15 protein-coding genes are annotated in these 13,640 nt (G+C 43.0%); 2 read left to right on the top strand and 13 right to left on the bottom strand.

Features of this window, described 5'->3' with window-relative positions; all coding sequences use genetic code 11:
* Positions 1-6 precede the first annotated feature (6 nt).
* The 4 genes from comGB to RRU94_RS14505 form a co-directional block, all read right to left on the bottom strand.
* A complete protein-coding gene (gene comGB / locus RRU94_RS14520; RefSeq protein ID WP_315695177.1) occupies positions 7-1,074 on the bottom strand; it encodes a competence type IV pilus assembly protein ComGB in 1,068 nt (355 codons plus the stop codon).
* Positions 1,001-2,080 carry a competence type IV pilus ATPase ComGA gene (comGA, locus tag RRU94_RS14515; protein ID WP_315695175.1) on the bottom strand — a complete coding sequence of 360 codons (1,080 nt, stop codon included), beginning with the start codon at positions 2,078-2,080 and terminating at the stop codon, positions 1,001-1,003. Before comGA ends, comGB begins: the two co-directional genes overlap by 74 nt.
* Before the next feature lie 124 nt (positions 2,081-2,204).
* Entirely contained in the window at positions 2,205-2,450 is a 246-nt protein-coding gene (locus tag RRU94_RS14510; protein ID WP_242233465.1) for a DUF2626 domain-containing protein, read from the bottom strand.
* A gap of 87 nt (positions 2,451-2,537) precedes the next feature.
* Positions 2,538-3,230, bottom strand: a complete 693-nt coding sequence (locus RRU94_RS14505) for a helix-turn-helix transcriptional regulator (RefSeq protein WP_315695172.1) — start codon at positions 3,228-3,230, stop codon at positions 2,538-2,540.
* Positions 3,231-3,404: 174 nt separating this feature from the next.
* Here RRU94_RS14505 and RRU94_RS14500 point away from each other — a divergent pair, with 174 nt between their 5' ends.
* Positions 3,405-3,785, top strand: coding sequence for a Spx/MgsR family RNA polymerase-binding regulatory protein (locus tag RRU94_RS14500; protein ID WP_315695170.1), 381 nt, complete (start codon positions 3,405-3,407; stop codon positions 3,783-3,785).
* Positions 3,786-3,824: 39 nt separating this feature from the next.
* Here the strand turns inward: RRU94_RS14500 and RRU94_RS14495 are convergent, their stop codons facing one another.
* On the bottom strand, positions 3,825-4,454 hold the full coding sequence (locus RRU94_RS14495) for an MBL fold metallo-hydrolase (protein ID WP_315695168.1): 630 nt from the start codon (positions 4,452-4,454) through the stop codon (positions 3,825-3,827).
* A gap of 169 nt (positions 4,455-4,623) precedes the next feature.
* Between RRU94_RS14495 and RRU94_RS14490 the strand changes: the two genes are divergently transcribed.
* Positions 4,624-4,800: a DUF2759 domain-containing protein gene (locus tag RRU94_RS14490; RefSeq protein WP_242233461.1), complete on the top strand. Its 177-nt coding sequence runs from the start codon at positions 4,624-4,626 to the stop codon at positions 4,798-4,800.
* Positions 4,801-4,831: 31 nt separating this feature from the next.
* Here the strand turns inward: RRU94_RS14490 and RRU94_RS14485 are convergent, their stop codons facing one another.
* The 8 genes from RRU94_RS14485 to RRU94_RS14450 form a co-directional block, all read right to left on the bottom strand.
* Positions 4,832-6,700, bottom strand: coding sequence for an LTA synthase family protein (locus RRU94_RS14485; RefSeq protein ID WP_315695165.1), 1,869 nt, complete (start codon positions 6,698-6,700; stop codon positions 4,832-4,834).
* 230 nt (positions 6,701-6,930) lie between these two features.
* Positions 6,931-7,860, bottom strand: coding sequence for an ROK family glucokinase (locus RRU94_RS14480; RefSeq protein WP_315695163.1), 930 nt, complete (start codon positions 7,858-7,860; stop codon positions 6,931-6,933).
* A gap of 1 nt (position 7,861) precedes the next feature.
* A complete protein-coding gene (locus RRU94_RS14475) occupies positions 7,862-8,083 on the bottom strand; it encodes a YqgQ family protein (protein ID WP_315695161.1) in 222 nt (73 codons plus the stop codon).
* 17 nt (positions 8,084-8,100) lie between these two features.
* Entirely contained in the window at positions 8,101-9,645 is a 1,545-nt protein-coding gene (locus tag RRU94_RS14470; protein WP_315695159.1) for a rhomboid family intramembrane serine protease, read from the bottom strand.
* Between the two features lie 54 nt (positions 9,646-9,699).
* Positions 9,700-10,263 carry a 5-formyltetrahydrofolate cyclo-ligase gene (locus tag RRU94_RS14465; RefSeq protein WP_315695157.1) on the bottom strand — a complete coding sequence of 188 codons (564 nt, stop codon included), beginning with the start codon at positions 10,261-10,263 and terminating at the stop codon, positions 9,700-9,702.
* Positions 10,264-10,307: 44 nt separating this feature from the next.
* On the bottom strand, positions 10,308-10,457 hold the full coding sequence (rpmG, locus tag RRU94_RS14460) for a 50S ribosomal protein L33 (protein ID WP_045850975.1): 150 nt from the start codon (positions 10,455-10,457) through the stop codon (positions 10,308-10,310).
* A gap of 51 nt (positions 10,458-10,508) precedes the next feature.
* Complete coding sequence (locus RRU94_RS14455; protein ID WP_315695153.1) at positions 10,509-11,372, bottom strand: nucleotidyltransferase family protein; 864 nt, start codon at positions 11,370-11,372, stop codon at positions 10,509-10,511.
* Positions 11,369-13,636: a glycosyltransferase gene (locus RRU94_RS14450; protein WP_315695151.1), complete on the bottom strand. Its 2,268-nt coding sequence runs from the start codon at positions 13,634-13,636 to the stop codon at positions 11,369-11,371. The genes RRU94_RS14455 and RRU94_RS14450 overlap by 4 nt, the downstream gene beginning before the upstream one ends.
* Between the last annotated feature and the right edge of the window lie 4 nt (positions 13,637-13,640).

Genomic DNA, 13,640 nt, shown 5'->3' with positions numbered 1-13,640 from the left:
CCTTTTTTAAACCGAGCCAATCATCTCAAACATCGGCAGCATCACCGACAGATAAACAGCCATGACAACCGTGCCAATCATTAAAAAAACGGCCGGCTGAATAATACTTGTTGCTTTTTTTATTTTGTTTTCAATCAGCTGATCACAGAATGATGCGTAAAGAAGCAGCTCTTCTCCCATTCTGCCATTTGCCCCTCCATGGCTGATCAAAGCAGGCAGCTTTCGGTCAAACCAAGTGATATTCGCAATGGCTTCTTTCAAAGAAGTACCCGACATAAGCTGGCTGTTTATTTTTTTTGAAGCTTCACGAAGCATGGGATAAATCGTTTGTTCTTCAAATACATGGAGAAGCTCGTTCACCGAAAATCCACTGTTTAACAGTTGAGCAGATTCCCTGGCAAAAAGACGGGTAAAATAAAGCTGAAATAGGGTTTTCATATACGGAATTTTTATGATCATATCCGCTCTTTTTTGCGGAGAAAGAAGTTTATAGCGGGTGTACAAAAGAAGAAGCAGACCCGTCAGAACAGGGGCTGTAATTAAGACGGCCGGGGGTGCCCATTGAAGAAAAAAAAGCAGGAGCAGGATCATCCCTTTTGGTTCATATCCCATTGAAGCGTGAAGATCCCGAAACTGAGGAAGAACGAAAGTATTTAAGACGGCGAGCAATACGATAAGCAAAGCCAGCAGGAAGATCGGATATTGCAGAAGCCGTACAAGCTTTTCTTTCGCCTGTTCGGCCTTGCTCCACTGCGTTCCTGCATGCACGAGCGTTTCCTGAACCTTTCCGTGCTGTTCAGCAAAGAAAATCTGCAGGCAGATAAGGGAAGGAACATGAAGCACCGGTAGAATTTCGTGAAGCGGAACGCCCTCCCGCAGCTGCTTTTGAATCAAGTTTGTTTGCCTTTTATTTATATCCGGTATGTTCATCAACAGAAATTCTACCGCTTCCCCAATGGAAAAACCTTTTATCATCATTTCCCCGAGCCTTGTAATAAAATCAGCTCCGTTTTTCGCTGAAGTCCGTTTCGCTAAAACACCAGCGAGTCCATTCCTCGCGTGTGATAAATCCATATGCTATCCCCTTTCGCAGCTCATCCTGCAGCTTTTGATAAACAGATACCGGCTGATGTGATGATTTGTTCCCCAGTATAGAAAACAGCGCTTTTCCCAATAGTAATTCGCAAACGATCGCCTGCTTTGTTTTTTGCTTACACTCTTCCCTGCAGGCAGCACCACAGTCCGGACAGCAGATACGGACAAGCCGCTGTGCGGTAATGCCGATCAGTGTCTGTATCATTTCATGCTGAGTAATACCAAGCTCTTTTAACCTGCCGATAACGCCCGCAGCGTCGCGAGCGTGAATGGTCGAAAGAACCAAGTGTCCCGTAAGTGCACTTTTCACAGCAGCTCGTGCAGTTTCTTCATCACGTATTTCACCGACCATAATCACGTCAGGATCGTGGCGTAAAATGGCTTTTAAGCCCGTGGCATACGTAATGCCGGCTTTTTCATTTACTTGAATTTGTACGAAAGCATCCTGCTGTTTTTCAACAGGATCCTCGAGTGTAATGACATGTTTATTTAAATGGGAGGCACAATGCTGAATCATAGAGTAAAGTGTAGTGGATTTTCCGCTCCCGGTTGGGCCGCTAAGCAGAACGAGGCCGTTTGAATGGTTTAATAACGAGGTTAACTTGACGGCTGTGTAGGGAAACAGCGTTAATTGGGAAAGAGATGGCACATGTTCCTGTGGCAAAAGGCGGATCACGAGGCTTTCTTTGTGGGGTACAGCGGGAAGCGTGGAAACACGCAGCGATAGGGGAAACTGATCAACCGTCTGGTGAAAGGAGCCGCTTTGAGGCTTTCGTTTTTCACCGATATCCATCGAAGCCGTAAATTTCAAATAAGCAATCAGCCGCTCGCCCTCCCGTATGGAAAAGGTTTTACTTTTTATCAGCTGGCCGCCGACACGAATTTTAAGCAAATAACCGTTTTGTTTTGGCATTAAATGAAGGTCGGTGGCCTGCATTTGAACAGCTTCTTTTAAGATTTGCTCCATTTTTTGCTCAACCTGCAAATTATCACCCTCTCTCCCTTTGAGCATACAACAATATGCCAGGTTAGACGTGGTTTTTTCAAAATATTTACAAAACTTTAACAAAAAGCCTTTAAAGCTTTCCACTTTAAAGGCTTTGCTTGTTTTAATGCCCTCCGCTTCCCGGCGTCATCATAAAGGTTGACCAATAAGTAAAGGCGGCAAAAAAAACGGTTAAATAAGCACCAAACACATAAATATACATTCGTTCAGAAAGACGTAAATAGCCGAGTAATAAGAAAAATCCCGTTTGGCCAAGAAAAATTAAAGCCGTAATATTCATATGGCCCAAGTAAAACATTAAAGAAAAAATACCGGTCCAAAATGCCATAACGCGAAACATCCGATCCATTATGTATCCCTCCCTTTTTTCAAAGCTTGGTCCATTAATACCACTATTATAAAGGATAAGAGACAAAAATGTAAGCGTTTCTTTTATTCAGTTTACTGCAACCGACTGATAGATACATTCCTTGCATCCATTAAGCATCGTAGAATGCTGGCTTAAAACAGCAGGCCCAAATAAGGTGTCCATAATTCCTTGTAAAAACGCTTTATGAATCCGGCATGTTGCTGCAGCTTTTTCCTGAAGCAATTCTTTGAATGGACAGTTATAAATAGCAAATTGAACGACGAGCCCCTTTTCTGTTTCTTCCGTATGCGCTGTATAACCAATTCTTGCAGTCAACGTTTTAAGCAATTGAAGACGTTCTTTATTTGGAAGGGAGGAAACAGTCCCTTTCATTTCTGCTTCTACAGAACGCCGGCCGGCTTTTTGAGCGGCCGCTTCCGCCATTTTCACTCCGTCTTCTCCAAACAGTTCCAGAGCCTCAAGCAAAATATCCGACAAAAGCTGGTAATCGCGATGGGGGAAAGCCAGTTGCACAGCTCGTTCCGCCGGCTTATATAACTTGCCCGGCCGGCCGCCTTTTCCTGTTTTCTGCAGACAGGAACTAATTAAATTGACATCTTCAAGCTTTGTTAAGTGAAGGCGTGCCACGTTCGGATGAATGCCAAATTGAGCGGCTATATCCTGTACTGTCAGGTCTCTATGTTCTTTTAAAATATATTCATAAATGGAATAACGTGTGGCATCAGCAAGTGCGCCTGTTACTTTTAAAACAGAATTCATTTTATCACCTCGTCATTTTTTAATTATTATAAGCAACAATTTTATGGTGAAAAATGATAAAAGTCATACTTATAAGCGTGTTACGAAATTGGACACAATTGAAAGGGTAATCACTGTACAACTATTGTACAAGTATTGTATAGTATATTTAAGAATAAAAAAGGAGGAGTATTTATGTCTGCTGTTACCTTTTATACGTATCCAAGCTGTACATCATGCCGAAAAACAAAAAAATGGCTGTCTGCCCATTCAGTTGATGTTCAGGAACGCCACCTTTTCCGTGAAACTCCTACACGCCAGGAGCTGCTAAATCTTCTTTCCATGACTTCAGAAGGTCTTGATGAACTGCTTGCCACCCGAAGCAGAACGTTTAAATCGTTAAATGTAAGCGTCGATGAGATGCCTCTTTCAGCCGTTGTCGATTTAATTATTGAAGAGCCTAAATTGCTGCGGCGCCCGATTTTAACGGACGGAGAATCGCTTGTGGTTGGATATAATCTTGAAAAGCTAAGAAGCCTGACGAAAAAAAAGCAGGCTATGAAATATACCGGATAAAAAAAACAGAGAACACCGTAATGGCGTTCTCTGTTTTTTTTAAAAACCATTTAAAAAAGGATTGCTGTCCATTTCCGTGATCACGGATGTTGCCGGGCCATGTCCCGGGAGCACAATGGTTTCCTCAGGCAGTGACATAATTTTTTCATGAATGCTCGTAAGAAGTGTCTGGTGATCGCCGCCAGCAAGGTCTGTACGCCCGATGCTGCCCATAAAAAGAGTGTCACCGGCAAACAAGGCGCCGCCTTCTTCGAAATAATAAGATACGCTGCCCGGTGAATGGCCCGGTGTATGCAGCAGTTTAAATGTAAACAGATCAATCGTTAAATCTTCATCATTACGGATCAAAACATCAGCCGGCGGTGCCGTAATGCTTCCCATGCCAAAGCGGCTTGATCCGTTCAGATCGGCATTTTCAAGCCACTCTGCTTCTTTTTCATGCAGATAAATTGGCATGTTAAAAGCTTCTTTCAGCGGGCGAACAGCCCCAATATGATCAAAATGAGCATGAGTCAGCAAAACAGCGAGCGGGTCAAGCTTGTTTGCCTTCAGCCAGTTTACAAGCTGATCTCCTTCTGAACCCGGGTCAAAAACAATACATTTTGACTCATGAGAAAGTATGTAGCAATTTGTTTGCAGAGGACCAAGCGGCAATTGCGTCCAATCCATATAATCTCCACCTTTTTCTTTATTCAATTGATATCGTAACAGGAAACCGCAGCTGTTAAAAGAATTATCCGCTTTCATCTCGACAAATATGGAAAAACCTTATACAATAGGGGTGTGTTTTACGCTTACATGGGTTTTTATGGCTTTTTATATAAGGAGGCCTGGAAAAATGAACGGGTTAACGATTATTTTTGCTCTTATTGCCCTTCTTGCCGTTTTCAGTACCATCAGCGCTGTGAAAAACAAAAATCTGCTCGGCATCGTTTTTAGTCTGGGTACAGCTGGTGTAATCGGCTGGTTTACCATTATGACGGTTTTGCATCACGGCTATCCAGCTGCCCATTAAAAAAGCACCTGATAAAAATCAGGTGCTTTTTTTATTCTTTTCTTGCAGCATCTGGATCATAAAAACGAAGCAGGTCCCCGTAAATAACCCGATCTGAATAATTTAATTCAGCAGCTGCTTTTTCAATATAAGGTGCACAGTAGGAAGCATCCGTTTGCTCGCCCGTCTTTTTATCCCAGCATACGTCGCCGGCATACACATAATTCTCTGTCACAAAACGGCCGTCACGGAATGCGGCAAAGCTTTCATGCTCGTCAGAAAGCAAATCTTGTCCAAACTGAATATCTCCTTTTGTATCAATGCCTAGAAGATGAAGCAGTGTTGGCCGCACATCTACCTGTCCGCCGACCGTATCAATTTCCTGGCCTTTAACGCCTGGAATGTGAATCATAAACGGTACTTTTTGAAGCTCAGCTGATACGTATGGCGTCACTTCTTTACCTAAATATTGAGACATGGCTTCATTATGATTCTCTGAAATGCCGTAATGATCCCCATACAAAACAATCACAGAGTTTTCATAAAGGCCTGCTTTTTTCAAATCTTCCACAAACGTTTTTAATGCTTCGTCCGTGTAACGAACGGTAACGAAATAACGATTTAATGTGCCGCTTGATGAATTAAATTCATCAATCATCTGGTCTTCTTTATCGTAGTAGAACGGATGATGATTGGTCAGCGTGATCATTTTTGAATAAAACGGCTGCGGCATGGTTTTCATCAGCTCGGCCGATTGTTCAAAAAATGGAATATCTTTCATTCCCCAGTTTACACTGTTGTCTTCATTCACCTTATAATCATTTACATTGTAAAAACGTTCATATCCAATCGAATCATACATAATGTCCCGGTTCCAAAAACTTTTATTGTTCGCATGCATCGCATTTGAAAAATAGCCATTTTCCTCAAGCTTTTCAGCCATTGAATTAAATTGGTTGCCAGAGTGAGTAAAAAACACAGCACCGCGGCTCAGCGGGTACAGTGCATTTTCTGTTAAAAATTCTGCATCAGACGTTTTCCCCTGCCCGGTTTGGTGGTAGAAGTTAGTGAAGTTTAAACTCTCTTTTGCAAAATCATTCAGAAATGGCGTAATTTCCTGGCCGTTTACGGTATTGTTTAAAACAAAAGCCTGTGTTGACTCAACGGACACCATAATCAGGTTTTTTCCTTTGGCAGCACCAAACAGCTCTGCATTTGGTTCGGCATAATTGGCGTCAGCATAGTTTTCAATTTCAGTTAATTCGCTGCCATCTGCCAGTGCACGCTGGGCAGATGATTTGGATTGAAGAAAAATGTCATAAAGGTGATAGTTAAACGTTCCGATATTTTTCACAAGCATTTCACGGTCGAAAGTTCTTGTTAAAAGCTGCGGACGTTCCACTTCTGCTAGTCCAAGGTTTAAAAACATAAGCGCAGCAGCTGATAAAAAATAAGCGCGGCGGTTCATTTTTGACATTGGACGAAACTTCACAAATGACGGCTTGAACTTAAGCAGGAGGAATAAAAGAATGACATCGGCGAAATATAAAATATCCGCTACATTAAATTCTTCTGTAACACTGTTACCCAAATCAGCAAAGTTGCTTGTTTGAAATAAAAGAGGCAGCGTAATAAAGTCATTAAAAAAGCGATAAAACACAACGTTTGCATAAAGCAGAAAACTTAAGAAAAAGCTCATGCCCAGCAAATAACGATTGCGTGCTTTGTCGCTTTTAAAGAAAAAGCCAATTCCCATTGTCAGCATAATAAAGCTCAGCGGGTTAATCAGCAAAATAAATTCCTGCAGTGAGTTTTCAATATCCATGTTAAAGCTTGTTTTATAGACGATGTATGTTTTCATCCATAAGAACAAAACGGTTACAGCAATAAGAGAAATGTTGCTGCGTATTGTTCTTTTCATCTTTCAGCCTCCTCGTTACTTCTATAAAAGTGATCGGGGAATTGCATACACTTTAACCCAGTGTAAATTGTCTTTCACAATCTTAATACTTTTTTTACAAAAAATCAATCAGAACGAAAAAGCAAAGCTTTATAATAGTTCCGCGACAATTCCGCTCCTTATTCATACGCATACGATTAAAAAAAGTTTCATAAAATAAAAAACAGTCCCAGCGGAACTGTTTTTTTAATTTATGAAACTGACATTACTTTTGCTAAGTAAGCTGCACCGATCACACCGGCATCGTTGCCAAGCTGTGCTTTTTGAAGTGCAAGCACATCCATCGCCCGTGGGAACGTGAACTCTCTTACGTATTTCTCCAAAGGCTGCATAAGAGCAGCACCTGCTTCTGAAACGCCGCCGCCAATTACAATCTTAGCTGGGTTCAAGGTGTTAGCAATGTTTCCAACCGCAAGACCTAAATAAAAAGCACAGCGGTCAACCGCATATTGCGCTGCCGCATCTCCAGCCGCAGCTTGTTCGAATACTGTGCGTGCATCAGGCGCGTCTTTGCCTTGTTGTTTGTACAAATTAACAATTCCTGTTGCAGAAGCTACTGTTTCAAGACAGCCGCGCTTGCCGCAGTTACAAGGGAATCCATTTTCTGTTACAACCGTAATGTGGCCGATTTCTCCTGCCGCTCCATTTACTCCTGTAATAATCATTCCCTTTGACACAACGCCGCCGCCGACACCTGTGCCAAGTGTAATGCAAACTACGTCGCCTGCGCCTCCTCCTGCACCTTTCCACATTTCGCCAAGTGCAGCACAGTTTGCATCGTTTTCAATAAAAACAGGCAATTCAATCGCTTCTTCTAGAAGCTGTTTTAGAGGGTATCCATTCGGCCAGCCGATATTTACCGCACCAGAAATCGTCCCCAATACTGGATCAGCAGGACCCGGTGCCCCCACTCCTGCTGCGAGCACATCGGCAGTCGTTAATCCATCTGCTTTTAATTCTTTATAAAAAGAACGGGCAATATCTGCTACTATTCTACTTCCTTTGTCCGTACGGTCGGTTGGAATCGACCATTTTCGTATGATTTCTCCCTCTGTTGTTAAAAAAGCTAATTTAACCGTTGTGCCGCCAATATCAAAAGCAGCGAGCCGTTTCTCTGCCATGTCATTTCCCCTGTTCTTTTTCTTTTTCTTTTTCTTTTTCAATTGCAATATGCTGTCGTAATATAAGCAGCGCCATTTGATATTCTTTTGGCTCTATCAGCTGAGACTGATACAGTTCTTTCAGTTCCAGCTCCATTAATTGTAAATCTGCTACCCGATTGCCGATATAAACGAAAACACCGTATCTTTTCAGCAGCTGCTGTACATCAAAAATCGTTTCCATCTTTTCACCCTGCTTTTCTACTCATTGTTCAGCTTGCGAACTAAATCTTTATATGTTTGCTCATTAGGAGCGTATGCTGCGGCTTGTTCGGCTGCCTGCAGCGCTTCTTCTTGCCGTCCCTGGCTAGAATAAATAAGCGCCAGATTATAATGTGCTTCAGGAAAATTACTTCTTAACCGGACGGCTTGCTTAAAATGAGAGGCAGCCTCCTCTAAGCGCCCGTCTCCTGCTTCAATTACACCCAGATAAAAATACGTTTCGGCAGAAGGCTGGCCGCCTTTTTGAATAAAGTTCGACAAGATCTGTTCAGCTTCCTGCTTATTTCCGTCCTGAAGCTTGTCTGCGGCCTGAATATTCACAGACTGCGCGTCAAGGGCGGCATATCCGTGCTGGAACCCAAAAAACAAACCGGCTGCCACAAATGTCGAAGCTGCTGCCAAAAACAACAGCTGCTGCAGAATACGCCGCTTTTTCGGAAAATGAACAATCCCCGTTGCTAAAAACCCGCCGACAAGTCCGCCAATGTGTCCGGCATTGTCAATTCCGGGTACTGTAAATCCAAATGCCAGGTTGATTCCAATCACAACAAGGACATTCATTCCCATCGTCCGAAAAAACAACTTTGGCTTGGTTACCCCGAAATAAAGAAGGGCACCGAACAGCCCAAAAATAGCTCCACTCGCTCCTGCTGACAAATTAGGAGTCAGCAAAAAGCTGAGCAGGCTCCCTGTAAAGCCGGAAAACAAATAAATCCACAAAAATCTCAGCCGGCCATAAATTTGTTCAACCGCTGTTCCTAAATAGTACAAAGCCATTGAATTCATTAAAAGGTGCAGCAGTCCGATATGCAGAAAAACCGGTGTGATAAAACGCCACCATTCTCCCTCTAAAATAAGAGGATTGAATTTTGCGCCAAATTGTATAAGCACATCAGTCGCTGTGCTGCCTCCTGCGATCGTCATTAAAAAAAACATGATGACATTAACCGCGGTAAAAACATACGTGAAAAAAGGTTTTCCGTAGTAAAAAAACCGATTTTCTTCTTCTTTTCGTTTTACTTCATGAGATAAAACAGCCCGCTCATAAGCAGCCGCTTCATCTTCAGCCCCTTCAAAGTCCCGCTGCTCCGGTACAGACTCCATAAACTGTTCCAGCCCTTGAAGCGGACCTCCCAGGTTTTCTTCAGTAAACAGCAGTACAGCTGTTTTTGTTTTTCCGCTTTGAACCGGTTTCATAAACTGCGAAAATTCGTCAACGGGCAGATGAGGAGACACAATTACATTGAGCATATTAAGCTTTCTCATCCCTCTTTGCTTTCGGAGGCGCTCACCGACCCAGGCCGTTTGTTCAATGTCACGTCCCAGAGAAGCTGCCCAGCCAAGATTTTGCTGAGAAAGTCTAATAATGGCCGCTTCTTTTACTGAACGATTTTCAAGCAGCATTTCTCTGCGATCCTGGCTCAGCCTTGTTAATGTATACTCCTGCTCTACGACAAAAAAATAAGCAAGACGCCAAAATATCAAATTTGTTTGCGTTGTCATTTCATCACTACTTTCGTCCATCCTGTTGATTCCACTATAACGGAACTCATTCAGACGGTAAAGAAAGAAGGACGTTTATAAGCAGAGGATTGTTTCACTATCCGTCAAAATTTTCTGAACAGGTATGTCATGCCCTTCAACGGGAATATCCGGCCGTAATTGAATGGAAAACGCTAATGAAATCGTTTGTCCTATGTACGAAGATAAAAAACGGTCGTAGTAGCCTCCGCCAAAGCCAATCCTAAACCCCTTCCGGTTAAAAAGCAGACCGGGCACAATCATTAATTCGATCTCCTTCGCATCAATCAATGTTGTGTTTTGAGGAATCGGTTCATACAACCCCGCATACACCTTTTCAAGATCTTCAAACTTCTCCAATTGATAAAAATACATGGCTTTTGTATCCGGATGGCACTTTGGCACACAAACTTTTTTGCCGGCAAGCCACGCAGATCGGATAATCTGCCAGGTGTCTACTTCAAAATCCGCTGAAATCGTAACCGCAATTTTGTTTGATTCCTGCCATTCCGGAAGCGCATACAATCTTCTGGCAATTTGAAAGCTTTTTTGCTCATACACGGGCCGGCTCATTGCAGCAAGCTGCTGTTTTATCCCATCCCTCAGTATCTTTTTATCCATTGGTTCCTCCTAAAAGAAAAAACAGCAGGAAAGTCTCCTGCTGCTTACTTTGTTTCACGATGCACTGTTACTTTTTTCAATCGCGGGCTGTATTTTTTCAACTCGAGACGATCCGGGTTGTTACGTTTGTTTTTAGTTGTGATATAGTTACGGTCACCGCTCTCAGTGCAAGCTAATGTAATGTTTACACGCATGTTTTTCCCTCCAAACTTGTCTCGCTTATTTTCAAGTCGTTTGCGACTTTACTATAATAGCACCTTTTCATCAGAAATGCCAGCCTGTTTTTTCAACATTGGTGAATAACAATCAGACCGCTCTGCAAGTCCATCGTTTTCGTTAAGTATAGAAGCAGGAAATGTATTCGAAAGCGGGTAAACAGGCTGCAGACGGTTCGTAATTCCTGGTATTCCCCGCTTAAGCCGCTTCTCAGCCAGCTTGTATGCCGGATGGGTGCCAATGTCCTGCCAGTATGCATTTGTTTCATACACATAAACCGGCTCCTGATTGGCCAGAAGCATTGGAAATACATCCTGGGCGAAATCTGCTTTCCCATAAAGTGCGTAATCTTCAAACAAGGACGGTTCAACCAAATAAATTCCCGTGCTTACTTGATTCGTCCACAATTGCACGTTAGAAGGCTTTTCAAGAAAAGAAAGAAGCTTTCCGCTTTGATCTGTGAGGCAGACACCAAAATGCTCAGGGTGCTCTGCTCTCGCCGTAACAATGGTTACACGGGCTCCTTTTTCTTTGTGAAAATTATATGCCTGGCGAAGCGGTATATTGGTCAGTGCATCACCGCTTAAAATAGCGAGTGTTTCTTTAAATAACCCTTTGGAGGCAAATAAGCTTCCGGCAGTACCAAGAGGCTCGCACTCTTCTATATATTGAATATCAAGTCCATTTTGATGGCCGAAACCTGCATGCTGCTGAATAACTTCCTTTTTATAACAAACCGTCATGATCACGCGGTAAATTTTATTTCTTTTAAAAACATTTAAATTGTAATCTAAAAGAGGTTTACCCAACAATGGGACCATTGGCTTTGGTATGTGGTCAGTTATCGGGCGCAGCCTTTTTCCACGCCCCCCAGCAAGCAGAATACCTATCATGTACGAACTCCCTCCATTTTTTTGATGAAAACGGTCTGATCGTAGATCTTTTCTGTTTGTGCGCTGATGTGTGCCCAACTGTAAAGTTCTTTTGCCATTTCATGTCCATTCAAACCTAGTTCATTTGCATAACCGGGCTGATCCAAAACAGCCGCTATTTTCTCGGATAAGTCTTCGGCATTGCCTGGTTCGAACAAAAGCCCGGTTTGTTTATGTAAAACAAACGATTTTAACCCGCCTGTTGCAGCTGCGATTACAGGCTTTCGGAACGCCATGGCTTCCAAAGCCACAATACCGAACGGTTCGTACAGACTTGGAAATACAGCCACTTTACAAGATTGAAACAAAGCCCTTCTTTCCTCATCACTCACATAGCCGACAAAATGAATCGTATCCTCAAGTCCGCGCTTTTTCACTTCTTCACGCCATGTTTCTAATAGGGGACCCTTACCCGCAATAATAAACTGAATATTTTCTTTTTTCAAGTTTTTTAAATTCATTTCAAAGAATGTTTGAAAACCTTTCTCAAACACCATACGGCCGATTGAAAAAATAAAGGGCTCCATGGAGCGGAACCTTGTCAGGCCTGATACGCTTTCTTCAAATTCCACACCATTCGGCACCACGTATATATCTTTCCCTGACCCCTCATAGTAAACCCGTAATTCTTCCTTCATCGGCTGGCTGCACACAATAACCGTATCAGAAGCTTCAATGAGCTTTTTCTCTTTTGACGCAATCGCATGCTGCAGCTCATTATGCAGCCCATTATTCCGTCCATGCTCGGTGGCATGAATAGTAGAGATGAGCGGCAGCTGCTTTTGTTCGGCAAGCAGAATTGCCGCGTCTCCTGTCAGCCAGTCGTGGGTATGAATAAGAGCAATGTCATGCTTGTGCATCAGCTCCATCGCTTTTTGAAAAAGACACAGATTCAAATCGGAGGTTTGCTTTAAAAAATCCTGCTCTCCTTTATGAAGCGGGCCGGATCGATAAATGTGAACGCCATTGACACATTCATATTCTGCTGATTCATGATGGGAAGATGTCAAAACAATCACTTCACGTCCAGAGGCAACAAGTGCTTCTGCAAGTCCATGAACATGCCGTGCCATTCCCCCGACAATGTTTGGCGGATACTCCCATGAAAGCAGCAGGACAGCTCCTTCCATTCTTTCTACGCCGCCAACAAACTGTTTGGATTGAAGCGTTACTCCATAATGAAGACGCATGCGCTGGTGTGCATAATCAAGGTCAGGAAACTCTTTATGGGCTCCATCTAATAAGTAGCGCAAGGAATCAATAGCGCTTTTTAATTCCTCTTTTAAACCATGAACAGCCGCATAAATACAGTAAGCCCATTCCAGATCTAAAACACCTGCCGCTTCTGAAATAGCGAGGGCATACTTTTCGTCCCACTCTTCTTTTAAATGAATAATAGGATCACAACGATGAAGTTCTTCCGCCGTAATCAATGTATGTCCTTCATTCAAGTTTTCATACACGAGTGGAAAATGAATCACACGCTTTGCAGAAGAACGATCAGACGAGGATACCTGCTTTTTTTGAATATCTTCCCAATGCATGCAGGCGCCCTGCCCAGCTAAAGAAAAAAGCGTGACGCCTGTTGTTCCGTTTTCTTGATGATCCTTCTGATACGGAATCAGTTCAAGGCCGCGCGGAGACACCCACTGAACCCCTTCCTGTTCCTCCAAAGGAAAAGCATCATTCGGAAGAAATACGAACTGACAGCCTTCCTGCAAAAGAAGTTCGTCTATCCCAGGTGTATAAGCGCCACGCGGAAGCCATATGGATAAAGGCGGAGTGCCAAATAGTTCTTTCCATATAGCAGAAGTTCGTTTTAAGTCTTCCTTTGCTGCCCCTTTTAGTGTATAAGCCGTCAAAGGAAACTGGCTGAGAGACACAGGCAGCAGCACAAGCTTTTGCTGTGTCATCAACTCTTTAAAAGCTTGAATAAAAGATCCGTTATGTGCGCGTAAAACCGCTGGCAGTACCCCGTCCGATTGAAGCTTCATAAAAGAAGCGACAGCCATCTTTCCTCGAGCTCCATTCATCCAGCCCAATGTAAATAAATTCACAACGCCTGTAACCGGCTTTCCAGGCTCCGTACGGCTTGCTGCTTCAAGCAGGGTTCCATATGCCTTCATCAGTGTGATGATTTCCTCGCTGTCTGCTGTCGACCCAGCCAGAGCAAGAGGCCGAAAGGGATGATTAACCATCATAATATTTGAAAAAGAATATTTCATTTTC

This window comes from Domibacillus sp. DTU_2020_1001157_1_SI_ALB_TIR_016 (assembly GCF_032341995.1).
GTDB lineage: Bacteria > Bacillota > Bacilli > Bacillales > Domibacillaceae > Domibacillus > Domibacillus indicus_A.
The sequence above is the reverse complement of the archived record's forward strand: the minus strand, read 5'-3'. Positions and strand labels throughout refer to the sequence as shown.

Bases quoted from the DNA above. Each gene is read 5' to 3' on its own strand.
- comGB (WP_315695177.1), bottom strand. From the start codon at position 1,074: ATGGATTTATCACACGCGAGGAATGGACTCGCTGGTGTTTTAGCGAAA.
- RRU94_RS14510 (WP_242233465.1), bottom strand. From the start codon at position 2,450: ATGGATCGGATGTTTCGCGTTATGGCATTTTGGACCGGTATTTTTTCT.
- RRU94_RS14505 (WP_315695172.1), bottom strand. From the start codon at position 3,230: ATGAATTCTGTTTTAAAAGTAACAGGCGCACTTGCTGATGCCACACGT.
- RRU94_RS14500 (WP_315695170.1), top strand. From the start codon at position 3,405: ATGTCTGCTGTTACCTTTTATACGTATCCAAGCTGTACATCATGCCGA.
- RRU94_RS14495 (WP_315695168.1), bottom strand. From the start codon at position 4,454: ATGGATTGGACGCAATTGCCGCTTGGTCCTCTGCAAACAAATTGCTAC.
- RRU94_RS14490 (WP_242233461.1), top strand. From the start codon at position 4,624: ATGAACGGGTTAACGATTATTTTTGCTCTTATTGCCCTTCTTGCCGTT.
- RRU94_RS14485 (WP_315695165.1), bottom strand. From the start codon at position 6,700: ATGAAAAGAACAATACGCAGCAACATTTCTCTTATTGCTGTAACCGTT.
- RRU94_RS14480 (WP_315695163.1), bottom strand. From the start codon at position 7,860: ATGGCAGAGAAACGGCTCGCTGCTTTTGATATTGGCGGCACAACGGTT.
- RRU94_RS14475 (WP_315695161.1), bottom strand. From the start codon at position 8,083: ATGGAAACGATTTTTGATGTACAGCAGCTGCTGAAAAGATACGGTGTT.
- RRU94_RS14470 (WP_315695159.1), bottom strand. From the start codon at position 9,645: ATGGACGAAAGTAGTGATGAAATGACAACGCAAACAAATTTGATATTT.
- RRU94_RS14465 (WP_315695157.1), bottom strand. From the start codon at position 10,263: ATGGATAAAAAGATACTGAGGGATGGGATAAAACAGCAGCTTGCTGCA.
- rpmG (WP_045850975.1), bottom strand. From the start codon at position 10,457: ATGCGTGTAAACATTACATTAGCTTGCACTGAGAGCGGTGACCGTAAC.
- RRU94_RS14455 (WP_315695153.1), bottom strand. From the start codon at position 11,372: ATGATAGGTATTCTGCTTGCTGGGGGGCGTGGAAAAAGGCTGCGCCCG.
- RRU94_RS14450 (WP_315695151.1), bottom strand. From the start codon at position 13,636: ATGAAATATTCTTTTTCAAATATTATGATGGTTAATCATCCCTTTCGG.